The following is a 26962-nucleotide window of genomic DNA, read 5'->3' as shown; positions in this document are numbered from 1 at the left end:
GAGTAAGGAGCTACCGGAAGTCTATCGTTTTCGGTTAATAAAAAAAGCCGCTCCAAACGGAACGGCTTTCTGAGAAAACAGATAATCTCTGCAAATTAATATTAGAAACAGTATTTGTTCTCTTCAGTTAATTTATCAGCAATGGTGTTTCTCAAAGCAACAACATTTGGCTGATTTTCATATTTGGTAAAGCGCTTAAGCCCCATCAGCATCATGCGTTGCTCATCACCTTCAGCAAAAGAAACGATTCCTTCCTTGGCTTTCTGGTTGATGGTGTCAACAGCATGGTATAAATACAATTTGGCCATGGCAATTTTCTCTTTTTGAGAATCTTCGCCATATCTCTTCGCGTTCTTTTCAGTCCTCAGAATAGCAGATTCAGCCATATATACTTCAATCAAAATATCTGCTGAAGCTAATAATAACTGCTGATGTTCTTCCAGTTGAGGTCCGAATTTCTGAACTGCGCTACCGGCAACCATCAGGAATACCTTTTTCAGTTTCTTGATCATTTCCTTTTCTTCAGCAAATAATTCTGAATAATCAGGTTTATCAAAAGAAGGAATTCCGGTAAGTTCTTCTCCCACTTTGGTGGCAGGTCCCAAAAGATCCACGTGACCTTTCATAGCTTTTTTAACCAGCATACCTACGGCCAGCATACGGTTGATTTCGTTGGTTCCTTCATAGATACGGGTAATACGTGCATCTCTCCAGGCAGATTCCATAGGAGCATCGGCAGAGAAGCCCATTCCTCCATAGATCTGAATTCCTTCGTCACTACAGTTCTGAAGATCTTCGGAAGCTGCCACTTTTAAGATCGAACACTCAATAGCATATTCTTCCACACCTTTCAATTCCGCTTCCTGATGCGAAGCACCTTCACTTTGACGGATCTCTATACGATCCTCGATATCTTTTGCAGCCCTGTAAGAAGCAGATTCCCCCACATACGCCGAAGCAGCCATTTCTGCCAGTTTGGATTTAATAGCGCCAAATTTTGCAATTGGAGTATTAAATTGTACCCGGTCGTTTGCATATTTCACTGCATGGTCAATAACGCGTCTTTGCGCATCAAGACAAGCACCTGCCAGTTTAATCCGACCCACGTTTAGAGCGTTCATGGCGATCTTAAAACCGTTTCCTCTTTCAGAAAGCATGTTTTCTGCAGGTACTACGGTGTCATTAAAAAAGACCTGACGCGTAGAGGAGGAGTGGATTCCCAGTTTCTTTTCTTCTTCCCCAAGGGAAATCCCGTTTGGATTTTCAGGATCAAACTCTACGATGAATCCGGTGATGTTTTTGTCGTCTTCAATTCGGGCGAAAACGATCATCATGTTACAGAATCCCGCATTGGAGATCCACATTTTTTGTCCGGTGATCTTGTAGCTTTTTCCGTCTTCAGAAAGAACTGCTTTGGTTTTTCCGCTATTGGCGTCACTTCCGGCACCCGGTTCTGTCAAGGCATAAGCTCCAAACCATTCCCCGCTTGCCAGCTTCGGAAGATATTTTTTCTTCTGTTCTTCATTTCCGTATAAAGTGATAGGTAAGGTTCCGATCCCGGAGTGTGCTCCAAAAGCCGTAGAAAACGACCCCGTAGCCCCCGAAATGTAGTCAACTACCAGCATGGTAGTTACAAAGCCCATTCCCATTCCGTCGTACTCTTCTGGAACTGAAACCCCGAGGAATCCCATTTCTCCTGCTTTTCGCATGAGTTCTTCCGTAAGCTTGTAATTCTTCTTCTCAAATTCTTCTGAATGAGGAATGACTTCCCGATCAATAAACTCCCTTACAGAGTCACGCATCATTTGTTGCTCCTCAGAGAAATCTTCGGGAGTGAATACATTTTCACAATCGGTTTCCTTTACCAGGAACTGGCCTCCCCGAAGGAGGTCTTTCTTTTTATTTTCTGTTTCTGTGCTCATTGTTTTATTAGATATTAGATTTGAGATATTTGATTTTTGAAACATCTCAAAATGTTGTTTTAATCAGGTATTTTTCCTTAGTACCGAGATCTAAAATCTCAGATCTCACGTCTAATACACTTCGTACACTCCTGCAGCCCCTTGACCGGTACCAACGCACATGGTCACGAGGCAATGTTTGTTTTTGAGGTTTCGCTTTTTCATTTCGTCAAAGATCTGAACCGATAGTTTTGCTCCGGAGCACCCCAGCGGGTGACCCATTGCAATGGCTCCTCCGTTAACATTCACCAGATCCGGATTCAAACCTGTTTCCCTGATCACAGCCAGTGACTGTGAAGCAAAGGCTTCGTTCAGCTCCACAAGCTCCATGTCTTCTTTTTTCAGTCCGGCGCGTTTTAAAGCTTTTGGAATGGCTATAACAGGGCTTATTCCCATTACTCTGGGATCTACTCCGGCAACGCCGTAGCTTACGAGTCGGGCGATGGGTTCAAGATTCAGTTCTTTTACCATTTCTTCGCTCATCACCATGACAAAAGCAGCTCCGTCACTCATTTGCGAAGCATTTCCTGCGGTGACGCTTCCGCCTTCAGCGAAGACAGGACGTAATTTTCCGAGTACTTCTTTTGAAGTGTCTGCACGAGGTCCTTCATCTTGAGTAACAATGTATTTCCGGGTTTCTTTCTTTCCTTTGGCGTTAACGAAATTCTCTTCTACTTCAACAGGAACGATCTGATCCTTAAACTTATCTTCCTTAAGAGCTGTTAACGCTTTTTGGTGAGAGTTATAGGCAAATTCATCTTGATCTTCACGGGAAATATTATACCTGTTTGCCACTTCTTCTGCAGTAAGGCCCATTCCCCAGTAGAAATCCTCATTTCCGTTTTTGGCGACTTCATAATTTGGGGTAGGTTTATAACCTCCCATAGGAATGTAACTCATGCTTTCCACTCCTCCGGCGATAATACAATCGGACATTCCACTTTGGATCTTTGCTGTTGCCATGGCAATGGTTTCAATTCCGGAAGCACAATACCTGTTTACCGTTACACCGGGAACATCTTCAATGCTCAATCCCATTAAAGAGATCAAACGCCCCATGTTCAAACCTTGTTCGGCTTCGGGCATGGCATTACCTACCATCACGTCGTCAATTCGTTTTTTATCAAGTTCCGGCAGTTCCTTCATCATATACTTGATGGTGTCGGCTGCAAGTTCATCAGGTCTCTTAAACCTGAAGACTCCGCGAGGAGCTTTTCCAACTGCAGTTCTATATGCTTTTACGATGTATGCTGTTCTCATTTTTATAGTATTTAGATATTAGATTTGAGATGTTAGATACCTCATTTGGAGAATTTACGTCTGAACGTGTTATTCATCTTTTGTACCTCAGTCAAATCTTTTATTAAAGGTTATATTTTATCTTTAGAAATCATATTTAGACGATGAGACAGGATCATTTGTGAAAGTAATTCTTTAGAAGACCCGCTGGCAATTCCAAAAAAGTTTCTGAATTCTCCATCCGTATTTCTAACGGCTCCTTCTGCAATGTGAGAAGGAACTGAAACCGCACTTCTTCTTATTTGGTCTGTCAATCCGTACTTTTCTTGCTTCGGAAATTCAGAAGAAGTTAAATAGGTTTGCTCTGCAATATCCATTGCTTTCTGCCAAATCTTTAAATTTTGAAAATTGTGCACCTGTCTTCTTTTTATGGTTGAACTCCAATCTGACATCTCACGTCTCAGGTCTAATTTCTAAGCGGCTTTCCTTTCTGCAACATATGCTGTAATCTCTCTAAGGTCTTTCTCTCTCCGGTGAGAGACAGGAAGGCTTCTCTTTCAAGATCTAGCAGGTACTGCTCGGTTACGTATGTGGCTTCAGAAAGATCTCCTCCGGCCATAACATAGGCTAATTTGTTGGCGATCTTCTTGTCGTGTTCGCTGATGTATTTTCCGGCGTACATAGAATCGGTTCCTACAAGGAACATTCCCAGTGCCTGTTTTCCGAGGACTTTGATGTCATTGGTTTTTACCGGCTGAGTATATCCGTTTTCAGCCATTAGCAGGGCGTGCTTTTTAGCGATGGCCAGCTGGCGATTGGGATTCACCACTACGATATCTTTTCCTTTCTGAAGGATTCCGGTATCATAGGCTTCGTACGCTGAGGTAGAAACCTTAGCCATCCCTATAGCAAGGAAATATTCCCTAAGTCGGTTTAATTCAACATCATTTGTTCCAAAAGTTTGTGCGGCCCTGCGGGTCATTTCTTTAGAACCACCACCGCCGGGGATCACTCCAACTCCGAATTCCACGAGTCCGATGTAGGTTTCTGCAGAGGCTACCACTTTATCTGCGTGAAGAGAAAGTTCACAACCACCACCCAATGTCATAGAGTGCGGCGCTGCAACTGTTGGAATAGAGGAGTAGCGCATTCTCATCATGGTGTCCTGGAAATATTTAATGGCCATGTTCAGCTCATCGTATTCCTGTTCCACCGCCATCATAAAGATCATCCCGATGTTGGCTCCCACAGAAAAGTTCTTTCCGTTGTTGGCAACCACCAGTCCCTGATAATCCTTTTCAGCCATGTCTATAGCTTTGTTTATTCCGTCAAGAACGTCACCGCCAATAGAATTCATTTTACTTCGGAATTCAACATTCAGGATTCCGTCGCCAAGATCTTCCACTACGACTCCGCTGTTTTCGAAAACTTTTTTGCTTTCACGGATGTTATCCAAGATGATAAAGGCATCCTGACCAGGAACTTTTACCTGCTTCTTCTGCGGAATATCATAGTAATAGGTATTCCCTTCTTTTACGGAATAGAAGCTCTTGCTGCCGCTTTCCAGCATTTCATTTACCCAGGCTGCAGGTTCGTAACCTTCAGCTTTCATAAGTTCGATCCCTTTTTCAACACCAATGGCATCCCAGATCTGGAATGGTCCCTGTTCCCAGCCGAATCCGGCTTTCATGGCATCGTCTATCTTGTAAAGTTCATCTGTAATTTCAGGAATGCGGTTCGAAACGTAGGCGAAAAGTGAGGCGAAGTTCTTTCGGTAGAATTCCCCGGCTTTGTCTTTTCCGTTAATCAGAACCTTAAAACGATCTTCTACTTTATCAATCGTTTTAGTAAGTTCTAAAGTAGCAAATGAGGCTTTTTTCTGATCGCGGTATTCCAGGGTGTTCAAATCAAGGGATTTGATCTCGCTGGATCCGTCTTTGTTTTTAATCTTTTTATAAAATCCCTGTCCGGTTTTGCTCCCCAGCCATTTGTTGTCCATCATTGTCTGGATGAAATCGGGAAGTTTGAAAAGCTCGTGTTGTTCGTCATTTGGCACTCCTTCATAAAGACCGTTGGCAACGTGCACCAAAGTGTCCAGACCGACAACATCAACAGTTCTGAAGGTAGCCGATTTGGGACGGCCGATTACAGGTCCGGTTAATTTATCCACTTCTTCAATGCTCATATCCATATCTTTCACAGTATGGAAAAGGCTCATAATACTAAAGATTCCGATTCGGTTCCCAATAAACGCCGGAGTATCTTTTGCAACCACAGAAGTTTTTCCGAGGAATTTTTCACCGTACATGTTAAGGAAATCCAGTACTTCTTCAGAAGTATCGGGTCCCGGAATAATTTCAAAAAGTTTTAAATATCTCGCAGGATTGAAAAAGTGCGTTCCGCAGAAATGTTTTTTGAAGTCATCACTCCGGCCTTCATTCATGAACTTTATTGGAATACCTGAAGTATTCGAAGTAATTAAAGTTCCCGGTTTTCTGTGCTTTTCAAGATTTTCAAAAACCTGCTTTTTAATGTCCAGGCGTTCTACCACTACCTCTATGATCCAGTCAGCTTCAGATACTTTACTGATGTCATCCTCGAGGTTTCCGGTTTTTATACGTTTAGCAAAGTCCTGATGATAAATAGGAGAGGGCTTTGATTTAAGAGCCGTCTGTAAAGATTCATTTACCAGCCTGTTTCGCACCGGTTTGTCTTCCAGGCTAAGGCCTTTTTTCTTTTCTTTATCTGTTAGCTCCCTGGGAACAATATCCAGCAGCAATACCTCCACGCCAATATTGGCGAAATGGCAGGCAATACCGCTACCCATTATTCCTGAGCCTATTACAGCAACTTTGTTGATTCTTCGTTTCATATTGTCATTGATTTTTATTGATCAGATTTATTTTTTTCACTTCTGAAATTTTTATCTGCTTGATTTTACAGCTGTTTCCTCCTGATTATATATTTTTTTGGACGCAATTAATTCCATTATTTTTGAAGCTACTTTTATAAAGGTGTTTAGGTCTTCATCTGAAACCTCTCTTTTTACCGCCTCATCAAACTGAAGTACCACACTTTTTGAATAGTCCCTCATTTCTTTTCCGAAATCGGTTAGATGAATAAGTACGCTTCTCGCATCCTGCGGATTTTTCTTCCGAATAATCAGTCCTTTTTCCTCCATAGTTTTAAGGGTCCTGGATAAGCTTGTCGCTTCCATTCCCATTTTTGGGCCCAGGGAAGTAGACGGGGTTCCCTTTTCAGGATCAATGCTTAGTAGCGAAAACCCTGTAGCCATGGTACTTCCTTCCTTGCTGGCTTCCTCATTATACATCTTGGAAACGGCAATCCAGGTAGCTCTTAAAACATAATCTATGGTCTTTTCTTTCATAGGATCTCAAAGTTAGGAAATTTTTGTTATGCACGCATAACAAAAATCAATAAATTCAGATTAATATTTTTGAGAAATGCAAAAAAAAAGCGGTCATTACTTGACCGCTCTTCATAAAATTGGGAAAGGTTCTAATTTGGTGTCATTAAGGAAGTGAATCCCGCACCTTCCAGACTAAAGGTTGCCCGGCCTTTTTCAACCTGGATTGTTTCTGTTTTTTCAAAAGATCTTTTCTTGTTGGTAATATAAAGGTCCATGGAGGTGATCCCGGCCGGAAGACCTGAAAGTTCCACGTTTCTGGTTGCTCCTTTGTTTACCAGGTGGATGGCATATTGACCTTTTTCCTTATCTCCCAAAGCAGCAACGGAAACGTTCTTCTGATCTGCTTTTACCGGAAGTGCATATAGTCCTTCGGGAGTGGCTCCTAATTGCTGAAGGTTGAAAAACCGCTGAGTAGGATATAACTCATCTTCATTGTTTCCGAAGATCCCGCCACCAGATAGAACAGAATAATCGGCCGTCAACTGCCATTGAAGAATCGACTTGGGCTGCGCAATGTTCATGATCTTGATATACACATCAATTTCATCCAGGGCGTAGGTAGGCTCTTCAAAGATCTGCGGGTATCGCCATGCCCCGGCATCGATACTTCCTTCGCCTACAAATAGTGGTTCATTTACTCTATTGGAAATATCTCTCCATTTAATAAGGTTCTCATCTGTCCATCCTCTCCACGAATGAAAAGAAACGCCACCTATATAAGGACGGCTTTCGGGATCCATGGAAGCAAGGGTGGTGAAATCCCAGCCGTTAAGGTCGGCAGTATCTCCCAGCAGGAATTCCGTTTGGAGGCCTTCTGCCCTAAACATGGCGCCTAATTCTTTGATGAGGTCGTTATGTTCTTCGGCCGTCTGCCGCACGTCAATTCCGAGGTCAGATTCATTGAAAGAAAATAGAATCGTTTCTACTCCATATTCTTCTTTCAGGAATTTAATATATGAAGTAAGAGACCTGTAAATTTCCTCCTTTTTCGTTAGATCGAGCCTGTTTCCCATGCTGCCATCGGGATGTTTGCCTTTAAAAGGTTTGCCTATGATGGCCCATTCAGGGGCAAACCAGGCGGCAAGCATCACCGGAATTCCCTGTTGGTCCAGTCGCTGTGCCATTTCCATGGCAGCTTTGACTTTGGGATGCAGGTTGCCTCGTTTTGCTTCAAAAGCCGGATCTGCAGTACGCTTGGCATGCCATTCCCTCCAGGGCATTTCTACTCTTGACCAGGTAACATTGAGATTCTCCAGACTGTAATCGATCACCTGAGGATCTGTTTGTGCATTCTGAAGCCTGAAATTTCCTCCAATGCCGTCAAAAACTTTCCCTTCCTGATCTGGAAAGATCTGAAGAGTTAACGGAGTGGTATCAATTTCTCCTGAAGCCCGAATTACAAAGGTATTTCGGAACATATTATCTGCTGCAATCTCACCGGAAGCCAGCACGAGGTTTACTCGAATCTGCGGATTCTCCTCAGTTCCCTTGCTGATTACCACTTCCGTAGATTTTTGAAAGGTAATGTTGAGAGTGCGGGTAGGGGATTGTACTGTGATTCCCTGTGCGGGAGCTTTAAAATGTGCTTCTGAAAAAGGAATATTGATATCTCCCAGGCCAATGCTTGGCTTGCTGATAAAACTGAATTTAGTATCGGTTCCAAATTCCTCGGGAAGTGCAATGCTAAAATAAGCAGCATTAATGAGTGTGTCTTTTGGAGAAGTGAAAGTGATTTCTACCTCAGCTTTTCCTTCTTCGGTAGTTTCTATGGTCTGTTTCCATTCTATATCTCGCATCTCATAAGAAAAGATCTTTTGGGCACCTTTTCTTTCAAAATCTATTTGCTGTCCTTCTTTGCGGGTGCGCCAGGTTTCGCCCCATTGGTTTTCTATCGCCAGGCTGGAATTGAATTCCATTAGCTGGTTGTTAACACGTATTCCTGTCATATTTCCCCAGGTGGTAAATTCTGCCTGGGAATAGCCTTTGTGAGGCAGCAGGAGTATTGCTAATAAAGCAATTAACGGAATTACATCTTTTAAAGGTTTTGTCTTAAAATTGATTTTCATTTTGTGTTTTATTTTGGGGTATATGTATTTTTTGCTCTTTACTATAAACGGAGGCTATTTCTCATTAAGAAGCCGGTCTGCCGCAAGGACCAGGAACAGATAATCTGTGGTTCCTCCTCCAAGTACATATTCGGTTTGCTGCCAGAGGAATGGCCATTCCAGTAATTCCGGGAAATCAGGTCGTATCAGGGCAGTTCCCGATCCTATTCCGCCGGGGGTGAACGAGAAATCTCCGCGGTTGATTCCGTAAGCCTGGGTCAAAGACCGTGATCCTACACCCGAGGCGAAGGAGGAAGTATTGACTCCGGGATGAACTCCAAGCACGAAGTTCATCGCGTGGAGCATATAATCTTTCGGGAAGATTTCCGGATAACTGGTGTGCAGAAAATACTGTTTCACCCCAAAATTTTGAATTCCCCATCCGGCTCCCCAGATGTCAGGTTCATAGGGTAATCCATAGGGTGTTTTTTCTCCTGAAGCTTCTACTTCGGAATAATATTCTTTAACAGCATCTTTAACTTCAGCCTGAAACCGATCATTAGGAATGTCCTCTAAAACTCGTCCAACAATCCATCCGGTTTGCTGAATTTTATTCACAATCTCTTGCTGATGCTGAATTAGGAATCTGGCATATTTTCTTTGTCCGGTGGTCTGAAACATCTCTACGGCTGCTTCCAGTTTCTGCAGCGGATCATCGGTTTCGGTGATGTTCCATACTTCCTGCGCAATCTGAAGGCAATCCCTGGACAATTCCGGATTAAAATCCTTCAAGGCACGGGAAGTGGCAGCAAGCGCAGCGGCTGTGCTGAGTTCCCGTCCTGGGTTATTTTCTGTAAAAACCCAGCGGTCATCCTGGTCTCCCGGTTGCCTCCAGGAAATATTTTCAGCAACATTGGAATCTTCAAAAGCCTGATCAAAAGGTGCACCATCTGAATGGTTGACCGGGTCGCCCAAAAGGATGTATTGATCAAGGGAAGGAACTATGATTCCGCGGTAAAACCGACCCAGGGCTTTATAACCTCCAACAATGGACAGGGCGCCGTGTTCTATTTGTTGCAGGATATCTGCTTTTCCATCAGGCTGAAGAATATCGACTGTTTTACTGTTCTGGTCAATCCTGGTATTATCATATTCAACATCAAAAAGTTCGTAGATATGGGAAAGACCCTGGACAGTGGAAGCCTGGGATTCCACCCTCATATCGAAATCGCCTGCATCGTGCCAGCCGCCAAGGTTCAACCCAGGAACGTGCTCTCCCGGTTTATACTTAGTAAATGTTTTATTGCCTTGCAAATAACCATCAAAATGGTTGTGATCTGTAGGTGCCATTCGGGCATCATCAAGGTGACAGCGGCCGTGCCAGATCTTGTATCGGTCGTTTACCAGCATATGGCACATCTGCACAGGTAGAAAATATTCGAGCGTTGGTTGCCATACATCTCGTTGAAAAACATCTTCGGCTATCTGGAAAGGCTCGGTGGTGTAATCTCCATATTTTACCTGGTACATCCCCGGTTCTTTTATTTCGGAAAAATCCAGCTGATAATATTTATACCGCAAAAAATCCCCCCATTCTGAAGGGGATTGGGAAATTACTTCTGTAGTGCCTCCTTCGTTGTTGATCCTCAAGAGTTTTACCGGCTGTACGTTTTCGTCATTTCTATCGGTTTCAATGACGGCCACCTTTTGTTGAGCCGGGTGATACCCAACCTGTGAAACCTGTACCACAGGATCATACGTGTAATCTTCGACGGCATTGGGTGTAATAAGCCATTCTATGGCATTTTCGGTCGCTCCTGCCGGCACAAGCGAACGTACAATGAACCAGCCATTGCTGTGGATGGCGCGTCCGTCCAATAATTTTAGCTCATTGTCACGAAGGTTTTCGATCTTCAAGGTTTGTTTTTCATCTTCAGGAACGATGACCAGTTCGGTTCCGGTGGCCATGGGCTCCAGCTCAAATTCCCCGTCTTCGTTATAAAATCCGGGGCCGTTTGCCTGAAGTGTAAATATTCCGAAGGAATCATTCATGTAATATGATTTTCCAAAGAGGATTCCCGGAAATAATTCAATGTTCATCCCCACTTTTCCCACCCATTCTTTTGGCAAAGGTTTGTCGAGATCCACTACGATCTTAAACGATTTTCCCTGCGGAACGACTTTTAAAGTATAGGACATTTCTAAATCGGGATATTCAATAGGATTAAAGCCTGTCCTGTTTTTGGAAGGGTCGGGATAGCTCATCCGGACGCTGATCTCCTGCTTTTCGAGATCTACCTGTCTTTCTCCTACTTTCGGAACCGGCTGCCACTGCCCGGGAGTTGGTTCTAAACGCAGATCTCCATTGGTGGCCACGCGAAGGCCATTCTGTATAATACCCACACCTCCCTGATGGCTCTCCGGATAAAAATCGTGCGCCAACATGACGTTCACTCCCCGCATTTCCAGGTACTCCTGATCGTTAACTGTTAAAGAATCTTCGGAAGCCGTTTGCGCATTCAGACTTAAACCGGCCAGGAACATCAGAAAAAAGAGTGGTGATTTCATTTTATGGAATTTATTTTATAAAACTATGGGAATGGGCTAAAACAGACTTAATACTATTTTATCTATTCATTGTAGGATTTTTTCATTTCTATTAAGAATATGAGTAAAATAATATCTTTATGACTGCTAAAAATACAGTTATGATGTTACGTGCCCTTCTATTTTGCGCTTTTTCTATTTTTTTGATTAGTTGTAGTTCTAAAAATACGAAAGAAAGTGCGGTTGAAGAAGAACCTTCGCAGCAATTTAAAAGAGCTGCTAAAGCGCAGCTTTTGGAGAAATGGTATCCACTGGTGATCGATTCTGCAGATGGAGGATATTTCAGTGAAGTAACTCATGATTTTCAATTGGGGGAGAAGCATGATAAAATGATCGTGACCCAGGCGAGGCACATCTGGACAAATGCGAAAGCAGCTGAGTTGTTTCCGGAGGAAGATCCATACCTGGAATATGCAGAACACGGCTTCAATTTTCTGAAAAATGTGATGTGGGACAGAGAAAATGGGGGCTTTTTCAACCTGGTGAACAAAGAAGGAGAACCAATCCTGAAAAATGGGGAGGAGAAAACTTCCTACGGGAACGCCTTTGCAATTTATGGATTGGCTGCCTATTACAAAGCTTCCGGAGATGCTAAGGCCTTGGAACTTGCCAAAAGAACATTTTACTGGCTGGAAGAAAACAGTCATGACCCTAAGTACCAAGGATATTTCAATACCCTCTATGTAGATGGAACTCCTATCCAGCGAACCGATGAATGGCCATCAACATCAGATGTGGGTTATAAAGATCAAAATAGTTCGATACATTTACTGGAAGCTTTTACCGAACTATACCAGGCATGGCCGAATGAATTACTTGCAGAACGGCTTGAAGAATTGCTGTTGCTTATAAGAGATACGATTACGACCGAAAAAGGCTCTATGAACCTCTTTTTTCAACCAGACTGGACTCCTGTTACTTTTACAGATAAATCAAAGGAAGAGATTAAAAAGCATTATTACCTCGACCATGTTTCTTTTGGACATGATGTGGAAACGGCTTTTTTGATGCTCGAAGCATCCCATGCACTAGGTCTTGAGAATGATACCGTCACTCTTAAAAAGGGGAAAAAGATGGTGGATCATTCCTTAAGAACCGGATGGGATAAAGAATTAGGCGGATTTTATGACGGAGGTTATTATTTTGAAGGGGAAGACAGCATTAGCATAGTGAATGCCGACAAAAACTGGTGGGCACAGGCTGAAGGGTTAAATTCCCTTTTGATCATGGATTCCTATTTTCCTGAAGATAAATTACAATACCGAAATTACTTTGACAAGCTGTGTACTTATATCCAAACTTATCTTGTAGATGAAGAGCATGGCGGCTGGTATGAATGGGGGCTTGATACAAGACCAGATTCTGAAACTGCTTTAAAGGGGCATATCTGGAAAGCAACCTACCACAACTTCAGGGCTTTGATTAATGTGATGCGGACCCTTGAAGAGAAGCGGGAGGTAAGCAAAAATTAAAGTAACCTTCAGGAATAGTGAATAGGACTTAGAAGAATCGATTTCTATAGAGTCTTTTTGGAAACAGAAATTTTGGAACATAAAAAGGCTTCTGAACTCAAGGTTCAAAAGCCTTTTTTGTTCCCAATGATTTAAGTTTCGGGTTATTTCCTGGTTAGCCGCAGCGTAAGAACGTCGTGCGCCGGTACGGTTGCTTTGAGTGCATTCCTGGTGTCTTTGAAATCCTTTTCATTCCAAATGTCCCTAACCAGGTAAGGGGTCGAGGCAAATACTACTTTGTGATCAAAATCGGGGTCATCAAATGAGTTTTGCATCCAGTTGAAATTTACGTTTCGTGGTTCATCTGCACGGTTAAGGAAAGTAACTGCCCACTGGCCGTTTGCAAGTGGTTTCACCCATGTTTCGAGTCCGTCTTCGGCACTGTATTTCCAGGCCTGTCTTCCCAGTGGATCCTGATTTATAGCGATCATTTCTTTATTGGTCAGAGTCTTTCTGGTTGCTTCACTCATATTCTGCAGGTCATTACCTGCTATAAGTGGTGCTGCCAGCATGCTCCACATGGCGAAATGTGCCCGGTTCTCACTATCTGTTAGTCCATTGCCGACTTCCATCATATCCGGGTCATTCCAGTGCCCGGGCCCGGCATATTTACGAAGACCTTCCTGCATGTCAAGAATCCTTAACACTCCCCAGGAAGACCAGTCGCCGTGATCTTCTTCACAATCCCAGCAGTGGTAGATGTCACCTGTAGTTCTCCAGGTATGCCCTATATCCTGTGCCCATTTCCATGGATCGTTGTCTCCCCATTCACAAATGGCAAAGAGGACAGGCCTTCCAGCTTCATAGAGGGCATTTCTCATGGTTGTATATGCTCCAACAGGGTCGAGATTATCGGTGTCGCACCAGTCATACTTCAGGTAATCCACTCCCCATTCTGCATAGGTAAGTGCATCCTGATATTCATGTCCGCGGCTTCCCGGTTCTCCGGCACAGGTAGTTCCTCCGGCATCAGAATATATTCCGAATTTTAATCCTTTTGAGTGAACGTAATCAACAAGTGCTTTCATGCCTGAAGGAAATCTTTCGGGATCGGCCTGGATAAAGCCTTTTTCGTCCCTTTCGCCATGCCAGCAATCGTCAATAATGATATATTCATAACCGGCTTCTTTCATTCCGCTTTCTACCATGGCATCTGCAGCACCTTTAATAAGGTCTTCATCCACATTACAGGCAAATTTGTTCCAGGTATTCCAACCCATGGGAGGAGTTTGTGCCAACTCGTTAAATTTTTGTGCGTAGCTACCAATGCCTATTAAGAGGCAGAGGAGGAGTAAGGTGTTGTTTTTCATTTTAAAATATTAGAGTTATTCTTGAAAAAAAGATCCCTGTAAAAAAAATTACAGGGATCTTTGAAACTACTTTTTGAAAATCTTAGTTGTTAAAGCCAATGTTGTCAATATAGATAGTGGTGGCTTCAGCAGAATTGTTTTTGATTCTTATTTCTCCTAAAGAGGTGTCGGGGAAACTTGATACAGGAATACTGTAGGTAGTCCATTCGCCTTCTACCACCTCAACACTTACTCCATCATCAACTCCGGCTAAACCTACAACGAGAGGAGTTGTACCGGAACCGGGTGCTCCGTATGCAGAAAAGTTAAAGGTAGCATAATCTGTTGCATTCACACCGTCAGCTCCACCAATTTGCAAAGCTCCCCATGAATCTGCGAAATATTCCAGTTTAATGGAAGTCTCACCGTTTTGAACAACTTCTGTACTGTTAAATGTATAGGTTCCTCCCCAGCCATCCCAGGTATCCTGGAATCCTGATTGAATTCCGTCTGAATAAACAGGAAGATCAAAACTTGGTGCCGAGTTCCCGCCCCCGGTGACATCAAGACCAATCTGGTCATAATATATTGTTCCTGTTTCTCCTGATTGATCCTGAATAGCAATTTCTGTAAGGCTTGTTGCACCTGTAGAAATATCTGCTACAGGAACAGAGAATCTTGTCCATTCTCCGGCAGGTACGGTAAGAACCACTCCGTCTGAATTCTGGCCGTTCATGTAGACCAAAATACTTGTTCCTGCTTCTGAATAGGCTGCGAAATCTACGGTTGTAAATCCGCTTATGTCCGCTCCGTCGCTATTACCAATTTGTAGCGCTTCATATCCGGCGTAGTCTAGCCTGATGGATTGGTCACCGGAATAAACATTCTCTGTGTTGGCAAAATCGGGCTCAGTCCATCCATACCAGAAGTCCGGGTTTAGAGCATCATGATAGATCTCAAGGCCAAATTCAGGTCCGCCGGTGGAAGGAACAGGATATCCAAGAGCTTCTGCGTCCACATCTGAAACTAGGAAGTTGTTAATTTCATGGATCACACCATTTGTGCCTCCAATGTTTGTTCTACCAAGGTTAGCTCTTTGTGCAGCTTCATGAGAAGGTGTTAATGAGCCCGCTCCTGTATCTACTGTCACAAGGTCTCCCTGTACGGTTGTCAATGTACCATCAGTCAATTGGCTGCTTAATAAAATACCTGAATGTAAATGATACTCCAATACGCTCCTTAGAAGGTCAAGTTCTTCCTGGGTATCAAAATCCTCCAGGCTTTCATAGTTTTCGATTGTTCCAAAGAAAGCTTCAAAAGCAGCATTGTTTGGTGCGAAAACGGTAAGTTCATCTGTTTCCAAAGAACCACTTAATCCTGTCATTTCTGCTGCTGTGAGGAACATGCTGAACCCGGTATCTTCCAGTCTTTCCCTGATATTCAAAGTTTCATCAAGATAATCCTGGAACACATCTTCTGTAAGCAAGAGTTTATCTATACCATGTAAAACACCATTCGTAGCCTGAATATCAGCCTGAACGAAATTGGCATTTGTATAACTGGCATCAGAAATAACTGATTGTGCACTTATGGAGAAGGTCTCTCCCTGCATGGTGGTTTGCTCTGTCCCTGGTGTTTCACCGGAAACCGTATTTGTACCCTGTACTATGTGGTACTGTAATAGTTCCTGAAGTACTTCAGCAGGAATATCATCAAGGCTTTCCCACCCTAAGGCTCCATTTAAAACGGAAAGGGAATTTTCAAATGCATCGTTGGTCGGTGCAAAAATTGTTACGGGGTAATCCGGGTTTTCCTCATCGGTAACTTCAGTCACTGTGAGTACTTCTGTTAGGCCAGCTTCTTCAACAGCCTCAAGGAACATTGAGAATTCAGGATTCGCCTCCAGGTGATCCAGGATCGTAGGAGGAGTTAAAACTTCGTTTACCACATGCAGAACACCATTAGTGGCTCCTCTGTTGGAAGAGCCATCTACCAACTGGACAGTACCGTTAAGGGTTGGAGTACCTTCAGCATTGATAAAGAGGCTAAGGTTGGTTCCGTTAGGGCCTGTGGCCATAGTAGTACGGTATCCTGTAGTTAAATTTGAGGTGAAATCTGCAGTTACGGTACTTAATAAATGGTTTAGTATAGTGTTATCATATTCTTCCTCACTTAGACCATCAAGATCTACATTTGCAAAAGCTTCATTTTGCGGTGCAAAAACAATATATGTAGTCGTGGATCTCAAGGTAGAGTCCAATTCCATTTCGGTCAATACCTGATAGAATGTTGACAGGTCTTCAGTTTCCGAAAGTATTTCACTTATGTTCCTGGGATCTTCTCCCAGCTGAGGATACAAATCATCATCCTTTTCACAAGAGCTGAAACCTGCTAAGATAACAAGCATCAACAAGTAATATTGTCTGGTTAATTTCATCTGTGTTTGTTTTGTTGTCAATTTTCATATTATTATCCTACACTTTAGGCCATCGTTGCCGATTGTCTAAAGTGTAGGTATTCTATAGATTTTATCGAACCATTATAGGAATCCGAAGTCATCTATGTAGAATGTATATGGACCTTCATTTGTGTTTGTGGCTTCCTGAAAGTCTATCCTATTAATAGCAGCCGGTGCTCCACCTGTTGGGTAAAAACGGGACAGTGGAATTACCACTTTCTGCCATTGGTTAGGTGTTAGCTCAACTTCTACAGACGCGTTGAAATCATTCAAAGCTACGTTTACTTGTCTTGTTGCTCCGGCCGCATACAGCGAAACAGTGATAGAATTGTACTCATTGAACGAAATAGGAGTTGATGGGGTAAAAGTTATACCAGACCACGCATCCCTTACACTTTCAATGGAATACTCTCCCAAAGCAGGATCTGTGTTTTCTACGTCAAAAGTTCCTCCCCACTGGCTCATTTCCCAATCTTGATTAAGCTGGTCTATAAAGATCGTATAATTAAATCCATATGATTCTGATTGTGCTGTGGCTCCTCTTGAGGTTGTCAGGTAGATAAATGCCTGCTCCACCCCGTCCGGGACAACTACAGTAGCTTCAGTTTCAGATACAGATAAGATCTCAGCATCCCTTTCGATTAGGTTGCCATCTTCTTCTGTTCCTGTAGTAAAAGTGACTGTTTCGGTATCGGAGAAATCCCCACCCAATAATGTCACTGTTTTCACTCCGGCTTCTGTAGTAGATTCAGTAAAACCTTGAATGTTCAAAAGAGAGAAATCATATTCGGTCACTCCTGCAGTGTTTTCGATCCTCAGCACATTTTCCTGCCCTACATATGGGGCTGTTTCGGGAATAGTGGTGAAGGCAACCTGATCTGTTCCCAGAGCAGGATTAAAGTTGGATCTTTCACCATTGAACCAAATCCCGATAATGGTAGAAAGGTTCTCGCCTCTAATGATATAGGTGTTTTCCAGGACTCCCTGAGTTACAGGTACATCTTCCTGCGCTTCACTTACACTGAGAATCACTGGTGGTTCATTTCCTCCTTCGAGTTCCTCAACATCAAAATCGCTCTCACATGAAGCTATTAAAAATGCCGCCAGGAGTACCAGAAAGAACGGATGTTTGCTCATTGTTCTGTTTTTTAAGCTTTTCATAAATATCTTTTTATAATTTATTCGTTATCGCCATTTTGATTATCGAAATCGTAAGGTACAGGCGCTTCCAACAATGCAGGATTGCTTTGTGTTTCGCTATCCGGGTAAGGATATAGCAGGTCATCCTGGGTGGGAATATAACTTTCAGGGTCAACTTCCGAATAGGTGTCGTCTGTCCAGGGGCCCCTTTCCACATTTCCAAGGTAGTTTATTGCAAACTCTGGACCCTGTCTTACCACGTCATACCAGAATTCCATTTCAAAGGCCAATTCTATCCTTCTTTCGTGGAAAACATCTTCAAATGTTGGATTTTCAATTGGCTCTAATCCTGCCCTGGCACGAACTTTATTAAGAGATTCTGTACCTGCTTCTATGGACCCGCCACCCCTAATAGCAGCTTCTGCATGTATAAGCAAAAGGTCGGCATAACGCAAAATGTACGTGTTGTTGGGGTAGCTCTGCTCATTTCCACCAGAATCGGGATTGCCTATCACGTATTTCTTGATGCCAACGCCCGTTCCCTGGTGGTTAATCGTTTCAGGAACAGTGTAGCCGCCATTTATACTTGGGTAAAAATCCCCCGGCTCCATAATGGTAGCATAATAGCGGATGGTATCATTCTCTTCATAAGCTTCCTGAAGATCAATTGTTGGACCTAAAGCAGCCCATCCATCAGAGAAACCTGTTACACCCGCCGGAGCATAGAAAGACTGAATAGCATTTCCTTCGGAATATTCTCCGGAGTTTGACCATTGTAAAGCGAAAATAGATTCGTCATTGTTATCATTTTCTTCCAAGAACAATGCGTTGTAATCTTCCAGTAACCTGAATTCACCTGAATCGATTACCTCCTGTGCCATTTCGTACGCCATTGACCAGTTTCCTTGGGTCAGATATACTTTTGCCAACATAGCTTTAGCACCGTTGCTTGAAACACGTCCTCTGTCGAATTCAGTTCCTATAGTCCTGTCGTTAAGGTTTTCTACAGCAAATTCCAAATCACGTCTTATAAACTCGTATACATCTTCAACAGGATTACGTGGCACAACCGGCTCCAGTACGTATTCAGTATTATCTGCAAGGATGGGAACAGATCCAAAGATCCTTACCAGGTAAAAATATGCCGAAGCTCTTATGAAACGGGCTTCAGCTACCGAGTTGTTCACAATATCTTCAGAAACATCTGCACTAACAGCTTCAGGTAACGTATTTATTACCGAATTGGACTGGGCAACTACAGCATATAACGATTCCCATGCCTGAGTTAAAGTTCCGTGAGATCCTGAAATAGAATAGTTCGAAAATTCCTGATTCCTGGCATCCCAGGTACGTGCATTACCGGAAGCAATTTCTCCAATTGGCCAGGAAACATTACTGATGAAACCAAACCATGGTCGTGAATATAGATGGTTTGCTGCAGCTATCACTTGCTGGTCTGTCGCGTAAAATTCATCTATGTTATATGAATCCTCCGGTGGCCTGTCCAAAAAGTCCTCACTACAGGAAGGGAAAAACAGCACGGCTGAAAGAGCAACCAGCGCTAAAACCTTTGTTCTTATTAAATTCTTCATCATTCTTTTTTTATAGTTCAACATTAAGCCCTAGAGTAAAAGTTCTTGGCGAGGGATAGCGCCCGTTGTCAACACCCATTAAAAGGGCATTCTGATTATAAGTTCCTACTTCAGGATCATACCCCGAGTAGTTGGTGAAAGTCCAGAGGTTCTGGATACTTCCGTAAATCTTTAGTCTGTTTATTCCCACAGTTTCAGATGTTTCAGAAGGAAGAGTATATCCTAACCTTACATTTTGGATTCTTAGGTAAGATCCATCTTCAATATACCTGTCTGAAATCCTAATGTTGGGGTTACTTTCACTACCTCTCACCAATCTTGGCTGCTGCCCGTCTGGATTGTCTACAGACCAGAAATCTAAAACTTCCGGAGATTGATTTACATAGTAACTACTACCTGCTGTTAAAGTACGGTTGACCCCGTTGAAGACATCATTACCATAAGATCCCTGAAGGAATACTGAAAGATCAAAAGCTTTATAAGCGAAATCGTTTTGGAAACCAAAGGTAAAATCGGGGTGTGGGTTACCAATAACAGTTCTATCATCAGCATTGATCACACCGTCTCCATTGACATCTCTATATTTGATATCTCCAAGCCAGTTGGTATCGAAAAGGGCATCTTCAAATCTTCTTCCAAATTGGATAGGCGCTCCTTCTATGTCAGCAGTAGTTCTAAAAAGTCCTTCTACTTCATATCCGTAGAACATTCCAACCGGTTGCCCCACTTCAGTGCGGGTAACATTTTCGTTGGAATCGTTCATATATAATTGTCCATTGATGGTAAGGTCACCCAACAATTCTGTCACTTCATTCCTATAATGAGAGAAAGTAAGTACAGAACTCCATCTCACCGGAGAGTCTATTGTATTATAACTTAAAGAAACATCAATACCTCTGTTTACCATTTCCCCAAGGTTTACCCATGGAGCGGCAATTCCTCCTGGTGCCTGTCCACCGGTAACAAAATCTGTTACCGCCAGTTGGTAAAGGAAATCGCGTGATACTTTATTATATACTTCCACAGTAGCGCCCAATCTTGAGTTGAATAAACCGAAATCCAGACCTAAATTGGTTTGTGTAGAAGATTCCCAAGTTAAATCTGGGTTTTCATAGTTTGCATATTCGAAACCGGTTCCCAGCCCTGTGTTAACAGTATTTAACCGAACTCCGTATGCGAAATTAGGGATGTTTTGGTTACCTACTTCTCCATAACCTCCATAAATTTTTATGTCCTGAATGGCATCAAAATCCTGCATAAAAGATTCGTTGGATAGTCTCCAGGAGGCTGAAACCGAAGGGAAATATCCCCATCTGTTACCTTCCGCAAATTTTGAAGATCCATCAGCTCTCAACGAGACAGTAAGGTTATATCTGCGGTCGAAGGAATAAATTGCTCTTCCGAAATAAGATTCAAGTGCAGAACTACCTCTAAACTGATTCGCAATATCATTGGCGTTACCTGTACCAAGAACCGGTACTTCATTGCCCACAAAATCCCCATCTTGAACGTTCACACCTTCCCAGCTTGACTCCTGTACTTCCTGACCTGCCAAAACTGTTAGGTCATGTACATCGTTGTAAGTATCTGTATACGTTAATAGGTTTTTTACAATCCAGAAATCATTTGTCTCTCTACCAACATTTAGTTGGTTTTGTCCTCTTTCCAGTGCTCCGTAAGAAAAAGTAGGGCGAAAATTGTCTCTTATTGCGTTTCCGAAGTCTCCACCGAATTCCGATCGGAATGATAAGTTGTCGTGCAGATCAAGTTCAACAAAAAGATTACCAAACACCCTGTTTCTTTGTAGTGTATTATCAATAAGTAAAGCTTCTGCAATTGGATTTCTGGTGGCATAAGCAATTTCATCGGGAGTCATTGGCCCTGCAAAAGAACCGTCAGGGTTATAAACAGCCGTTGCAGGGTTGTTTAATAATGATAAGGAAATAATCCCGTTACTTTCATTGTTGATGGTTAATTGGTCATTTGTTCTACTTGCAGAAATATTGATGCCCGTTTTTATCCAATCGTTTACATCTGCCTGTAAATTAGCTCGAACGGTCGCTCGATCAAAAGCGGAACCGATTACAGTACCTTCCTGGTCTGTATAGGAAGTAGAAAGGAAATAATTGATTTTCTCTGTAGCTCCGGAAAAAGATAACTGGTGATTTTGCTGTAGGGCATCATCAAATATCTGTGCCTGCCAGTCTGTACCGGGACCTAATAGTTCCGGATGAAGAAAATCCATTTGCGGATCAAGACCGTAAATTTCTCCAATAGTATTTTGGTGGGTGGCATACTGTTGTAAATTCATCACGTCCATCTTATTGGTAGGACGCTGAACAGCCATATAGGAATCATAGGTGAACCTTCCTTCTCCAATTTTACCTTTTTTGGTAGTGATCAATACTACCCCGTTAGATCCCCTAGAACCATAAATGGCGGTTGCAGAGGCATCTTTAAGAATGTTTAGGGATTCGATATCGTTAGGGTTGAGGGCGGAAAGAGGACTCAGTCCTTCTTCATTGGCTTCACCGGAAACTGGCACCCCATCAATGATATAAAGAGGCTCACTTGAACCTGTAATGGTGTTTACCCCCCGAATACGTACGGAAACCGCAGCACCGGGTTGTCCCGAGTTCCTGCTTACCTGTACTCCGGCCGCGCGACCCTGCATAAGCTGGTCTACACTTACTTGAGGTATGTTTTCAATAGCTTCGGAATTAATACGAGATACAGATCCTGTGATATTCTCTTGTAATTGAGAACCATATCCAATAACCACTACCTCTTCCAGAGCTGCAGCATCTTCATCTAAAGTTACACTGATGTGTTCCTGTCCCGAAAGGGGAACTTCCTGGCTTGTGAAACCTACATAACTAAATACCAGGATAGGATCTTCTGTTGTGGTTACGATTTGAAAGTTTCCATCAAAATCGGTCGTGGTTCCGTTTGAAGTATTTTGTTCGATGACGTTGACCCCGAGAAGTGGAACGCCATTGTTGTCGGTAACAACTCCTGTTACCCGTTCTTGTGCTATACCGTTTTGTGCTGCTGTGCAAAAAATTAAAAAGAACAATAATTTGCCATAGCGATAGAAAACGTTTTCGCCTTTGGATGTAAATTTGTACATAAGAATTCTACTGTTTAATGGTTTTTCAAAACAATTATGGTTTTATGAATATAATCAGTCTCAACTTATTCATTTGATAAAATGATCCTGATATTTTATTATTACTCAAATTTAAAGCTACAGTAGGGCTAATGTTAATATTATTTTGTCATTTCATAATAATATCTTTTCCATCCTAGCCTTTTGAAGCTGTAAATAAATGAAAGGTAATTATATAAGGAATAAAAGGGCATCTGAAATCTGTGAATTTTTCTTAACTTCTTTAACATTTATGATAAATAACTTTAGAGGAAAACTCATTTTATTTAACAAAATATTTTTTAACCGGTTAAGGGGGCAATAAAGCTGGAACCTGAATCTTGCTGTTTATAATTACAAAAAGCCGAAAAAACACTCAAAATTTATTATTCCCAGGATTAAACAATATCTAACTTATTTTGCAATTAGAATTCGAAAAATACCCAGTTTTATAAAACCCGTTTTATTCCGCTGAACTCTTCCCGGTACTGACTGGGGGTGCAGCTTTTGCTCTTTTTAAATACTCGGTTAAAATTGGCGATGTTATTGAAACCGCATTTGAAAGCTATTTCTGCTATGCTCAGATCTTTTTCAATGAGCCAACGGGCGGCATAGCCAATCCTGGTGTCGTTTACATATTCAATAAAGGTTTTTCCGGTGCGTTTTTTAATGAAACGGTTAAAAGAAACCGGACTCATGTTGACCAGTTTTGAAATTTCTGCCAGTGAGATTTTATCCTGATAATTCTCCTGTACATATTCGTAGATTATCCTTGTTTTATCACTGTTTTCAAAATTCTTATTGTTGGAAGTATAGGAGGAAAGCATCCGTTGATTCCGGGATGTTGCAAGGTCCTGTAAGATGGATATGAGTTCCAGGAAATAATCAATACTGTCAATTTTGGACAGCTTCAGGATCTTTGGTTTCACTTCTTCCGAGATCTTTTTAGAAAACAGAATTCCGTGGGCGGACCGGTCAAACATATCTTTAATAGGTTTCATTATACGTCTAGCCAGGAGTTTTGAGTCGAAAAGATCATTGTGGAATTGAATGGTGATCTCGTGGATGTTGGTATTCCTGCAATGGTGAAGTTCCCATCCATGCTGGAGGTTTGGACCTACCAGTACCAGTTCAATGTCATCTATTTCTTCCATACTGTCCCCAATGACCCTGCGAACGCCTCTTCCGTTAAGTATGAAATTAATTTCGTACTCCGGATGAAAATGGATGGGAAAGTCAAAATCACTTTTAATTCTGTCGAAAACCAGGAAGCTGTCTTCCGGTGCTAATGGGGTGATTTCCCGGTGTATATCGTACTGCATGGGTGTTATGTTATTTATATAGAAAAAATTTCATCATGAAATGACAAAATCCTATTAATTCAATTAGAATTAGCGGCTTATTTTTGGAATAGTTAATTTTCAATATCTTTTTAAAACGATATAGTAAAATTTTTCAGGTTAAATATACTATAAGATTTATTATAGGTTATAATATTTTACCATTTAAACTCCAGAAAAGAAACTTCAGATGAAATATTTTTTCAAAATATCGCTCATATTTGTCACTTTAGCTTCCATTATTTCCTGTAGATCTTCCTTTGAGGTCGATGTGGACCGGATTGATGTGGCAGATGAAAAAGCAACAGACGAGACAAAATTGTTGTACCACAACATACGGGAAATAGCAAAAAAAGGAATTGCTTTTGGCCATCAGGATGCAACGGCTTACGGAATAGGCTGGCAGCATGAAGATGATCCTTCTCAATTGAAAAGTGATATTAAAGAAGTGGCTGGAAAATTTCCAGCAGTTCATGGTTTTGATATTGGCCATATAGAACTGGGAAATGCCTACAATCTCGACACTGTTTCCTTTGCGCTCATGAAAGATCATATACAACAGATCCATAGGCGGGGCGGGATTATCACCATGAGCTGGCATATTGATAACCCTGTGACCAACGGAGATTCCTGGGATGCCACCCCGGCGGTTCGATCAGTATTAAAGGGAGGGGCAGAACGGGAAAAATTTGAACTTTGGATTCAGCGTTTAAGTAATTTTCTAAATTCTTTAAAGGGTGAGAATAATAAATCCATTCCTGTTGTTTTCCGTCCATGGCATGAGATGAATGGAGGCTGGTTCTGGTGGGGAGCAGGGAGTACAACTCCCGAAGATTACAAGCAGTTATGGCGGGAAACCATGGAATTGCTGAAAAGAAATAATGTGCATAATCTTTTATATGCATATTCCCCAAATACCCTGAGCAGTGAAGAGGACTTTGATATCTATTATCCGGGCGATGAATATGTGGATATCATGGGAGTGGATATCTACAATCATAGCGGTAATGAAGCCTTTACCCAAAGTGTGAAAGGAAATCTCGAGATCCTTCAGAAGAAATCGGCCGTAAACGGGAAACCTTACGCTCTTACAGAAAGCGGCAATAATAATTTTGGAGAGGATAAATTCTGGTGGACTGAAACTTTATATCCGGGAATTAAAAACTCCGGAATTTCCTGGGTTTTGTTATGGAGAAATGATAGGCCGGCTCATTATTTTTCAACCTATCCGGGAGAGATTTCCGAAGAAGATTTTAGAAAGTTTTCAAAGCTCGATGAAATACTGTTTCTGGACGAAGTAGAAGAAATTACCCATAAATAAAACACCCAACCTCTATGTTACAAGGTTTAGACATTGCCATTATACTCGCTTACCTCATTGGTACGATTGTCATTGGGCTTGCACTGAGAAGAAAAGCCCAGAAAAGTAAAGACGATTACCTTCTGGGAGGGAAAGACCTGCCGTGGTATATGTTGGGGCTTTCCAATGCTTCCGGAATGTTTGATATTTCAGGGACCATGTGGTTGGTAACGCTTACGTTTGTGTACGGCTTTAAAAGCATCTGGATTCCATGGTTGTGGCCGGTTTTTAATCAGGTGTTTTTAATGGTATTTCTGGCAACCTGGTTAAGACGCTCCCAGGTGACCACCGGAGCGGAATGGATCCATTTTCGTTTCGGAAAAGGAAAAGGTGGTAACCGCTCTCACAGTATCATTGTGGTTTTTGCGATCCTAAGCTGCCTTGGGTTCCTGGCATATGGGTTCATTGGCCTCGGAAAATTTGTCGAGATCTTTATTCCGTGGGAAATCGTGTCTGCATACATTCCATTTAATGTTCCGCCGCTTTATATTCCCCATTTCTACGGAATCATCTTTACATTATTTGCCGTTTTCTATTCCATTTTAGGAGGAATGTCGGGGATTGTATGGACAGATTTGCTGCAGTACACTATAATGACAGTTTCTTCTATTGCCATTGCAGTAATTGCCTGGAATGCGATGGGTGAAAATACCATGAATGTTCCTGAAGGCTGGTTTGATCCCTTATTTGGTTGGGAGCTGGACATTGACTGGACCGGAATAATAGATGAGGTGAACACAAAAATTGCCGAAGATCAATACTCCCTTTTCGGACTCTTTTTTATGCTTATGGTCTTTAAAGGAATACTTTCCAGTATTGCCGGGCCTGCACCAAACTACGACATGCAGAAAATCCTTTCCACAAAATCTCCATTGGAAGCAGCTAAAATGAGTGCTTTTTCAATAGCGGCTTTGATCCCTACAAGATATTTGATGGTTGGAGGTTTTTCTGTTCTGGCCATCCTTTTTTACGAGGATCTTCAGCTGGAAACTGCCGGAATTCTGGATTTTGAAAAGATATTACCTGCAGCTATAAGTCAGTTTGTCCCGGTGGGATTATTAGGATTGCTGCTCGCCGGACTTTTGGCAGCCTTTATGTCAACTTTCGCGGGAACCTTAAATGCTGCGCAGGCGTATCTGGTAAATGACATTTATCTGAAATATAACCCTGATGCCACTTCCAAAAAAATCAAGAATATGAACTACGGGAGTGGTATCGTTGTAGTACTTGTAAGTATTGTCCTTGGATTCTTTGTACTGGATGTGAATTCCATCCTACAATGGATCGTTTCTGCACTTTATGGCAGCTACGTGATTTCAAATACTTTAAAATGGTACTGGTGGCGGTTTAACGGGGAAGGCTATTTCTGGGGAATGGTGTCAGGAATCATTCCGGCGTTAATTTTCCCAATGTTCACAGATACTCTGGATCTGTATTATTTTCCGGTGATCTTATTGATATCTATTATAGGAAGTATCGTTGGAACTTATTCTGCACCTCCCACCAATGAAAAGGTCCTGCTGGATTTCTATAAAAAGACACGCCCTTGGGGATTCTGGAAACCTGTGCTCGAAAAAGTAAGAAAGGAAGAACCTGAATTTAAAAGGAATAATAATTTCTGGAGAGACATGTTCAATGTGCTCATAGGAGTAATCGCTCAAACGCTACTGGTGCTAATCCCGCTTTATCTCATTTTACACGAGAATATCTCATTCGTGATCTCCCTGGCAGTTCTTGTACTATGTGTGATTATCCTGAAGAAGAACTGGTGGGACCGAATTAAAAATGAACCCGATGTTAATATCAAATAACTGTAAATCAACTCAAGTTTTACACAATCCA

Annotated in this window: 16 protein-coding genes; 3 read left to right on the top strand and 13 right to left on the bottom strand. The window is 42.1% G+C overall.

Going from position 1 to position 26962, the window contains the following annotated elements; translation table 11 throughout:
• Positions 1-101 precede the first annotated feature (101 nt).
• From IE056_RS12305 to IE056_RS12275, 7 genes are all read right to left on the bottom strand, one after another.
• Positions 102-1922 (bottom strand): acyl-CoA dehydrogenase FadE, encoded by a 1821-nt coding sequence (locus IE056_RS12305; protein WP_189605016.1) that lies wholly within the window; start codon positions 1920-1922, stop codon positions 102-104.
• Between the two features lie 111 nt (positions 1923-2033).
• Positions 2034-3221 (bottom strand): acetyl-CoA C-acyltransferase, encoded by a 1188-nt coding sequence (locus IE056_RS12300; RefSeq protein WP_189605015.1) that lies wholly within the window; start codon positions 3219-3221, stop codon positions 2034-2036.
• A gap of 110 nt (positions 3222-3331) precedes the next feature.
• Positions 3332-3616 (bottom strand): four helix bundle protein, encoded by a 285-nt coding sequence (locus IE056_RS12295; RefSeq protein WP_189605014.1) that lies wholly within the window; start codon positions 3614-3616, stop codon positions 3332-3334.
• Between the two features lie 50 nt (positions 3617-3666).
• Entirely contained in the window at positions 3667-6072 is a 2406-nt protein-coding gene (locus IE056_RS12290; protein WP_189605013.1) for a 3-hydroxyacyl-CoA dehydrogenase/enoyl-CoA hydratase family protein, read from the bottom strand.
• Between the two features lie 51 nt (positions 6073-6123).
• Complete coding sequence (locus tag IE056_RS12285; RefSeq protein WP_189605012.1) at positions 6124-6588, bottom strand: MarR family winged helix-turn-helix transcriptional regulator; 465 nt, start codon at positions 6586-6588, stop codon at positions 6124-6126.
• A gap of 131 nt (positions 6589-6719) precedes the next feature.
• A complete protein-coding gene (locus tag IE056_RS12280) occupies positions 6720-8696 on the bottom strand; it encodes a glycoside hydrolase (protein ID WP_189605011.1) in 1977 nt (658 codons plus the stop codon).
• Positions 8697-8750: 54 nt separating this feature from the next.
• Entirely contained in the window at positions 8751-11243 is a 2493-nt protein-coding gene (locus IE056_RS12275) for a glycoside hydrolase family 9 protein (RefSeq protein WP_189605010.1), read from the bottom strand.
• 119 nt (positions 11244-11362) lie between these two features.
• Between IE056_RS12275 and IE056_RS12270 the strand changes: the two genes are divergently transcribed.
• A complete protein-coding gene (locus IE056_RS12270; protein ID WP_229793748.1) occupies positions 11363-12754 on the top strand; it encodes an AGE family epimerase/isomerase in 1392 nt (463 codons plus the stop codon).
• A gap of 143 nt (positions 12755-12897) precedes the next feature.
• On the opposite strand, the gene IE056_RS12265 is transcribed toward IE056_RS12270, so the two are convergent.
• The 6 genes from IE056_RS12265 to IE056_RS12240 all read right to left on the bottom strand — a co-directional run bounded on the left by IE056_RS12265 (position 12898) and on the right by IE056_RS12240 (position 23742).
• The gene (locus IE056_RS12265) at positions 12898-14103 is read right to left on the bottom strand and encodes a glycoside hydrolase family 27 protein (protein ID WP_189605009.1); all 1206 of its coding nucleotides are present in this window, start codon (positions 14101-14103) and stop codon (positions 12898-12900) included.
• An 82-nt stretch (positions 14104-14185) separates the two neighbouring features.
• Positions 14186-16519, bottom strand: a complete 2334-nt coding sequence (locus tag IE056_RS12260; RefSeq protein ID WP_189605008.1) for a fasciclin domain-containing protein — start codon at positions 16517-16519, stop codon at positions 14186-14188.
• A 102-nt stretch (positions 16520-16621) separates the two neighbouring features.
• Positions 16622-17701: a CIA30 family protein gene (locus tag IE056_RS12255; protein ID WP_189605007.1), complete on the bottom strand. Its 1080-nt coding sequence runs from the start codon at positions 17699-17701 to the stop codon at positions 16622-16624.
• Positions 17702-17718: 17 nt separating this feature from the next.
• The gene (locus tag IE056_RS12250) at positions 17719-19272 is read right to left on the bottom strand and encodes a RagB/SusD family nutrient uptake outer membrane protein (protein ID WP_189605006.1); all 1554 of its coding nucleotides are present in this window, start codon (positions 19270-19272) and stop codon (positions 17719-17721) included.
• 10 nt (positions 19273-19282) lie between these two features.
• The gene (locus IE056_RS12245; protein WP_189605005.1) at positions 19283-22402 is read right to left on the bottom strand and encodes a SusC/RagA family TonB-linked outer membrane protein; all 3120 of its coding nucleotides are present in this window, start codon (positions 22400-22402) and stop codon (positions 19283-19285) included.
• 467 nt (positions 22403-22869) lie between these two features.
• A complete protein-coding gene (locus IE056_RS12240) occupies positions 22870-23742 on the bottom strand; it encodes an AraC family transcriptional regulator (protein WP_189605004.1) in 873 nt (290 codons plus the stop codon).
• Positions 23743-23950: 208 nt separating this feature from the next.
• Here IE056_RS12240 and IE056_RS12235 point away from each other — a divergent pair, with 208 nt between their 5' ends.
• Positions 23951-25081, top strand: coding sequence for a glycoside hydrolase family 26 protein (locus tag IE056_RS12235; protein ID WP_189605003.1), 1131 nt, complete (start codon positions 23951-23953; stop codon positions 25079-25081).
• A 14-nt stretch (positions 25082-25095) separates the two neighbouring features.
• The gene (locus IE056_RS12230) at positions 25096-26931 is read left to right on the top strand and encodes a sodium:solute symporter family protein (protein WP_189605002.1); all 1836 of its coding nucleotides are present in this window, start codon (positions 25096-25098) and stop codon (positions 26929-26931) included.
• Positions 26932-26962 lie beyond the last annotated feature (31 nt).

Source organism: Salinimicrobium marinum, assembly GCF_014651535.1.
Lineage (GTDB): Bacteria > Bacteroidota > Bacteroidia > Flavobacteriales > Flavobacteriaceae > Salinimicrobium > Salinimicrobium marinum.
This window is presented reverse-complemented; position numbering and strand designations above follow the sequence as displayed.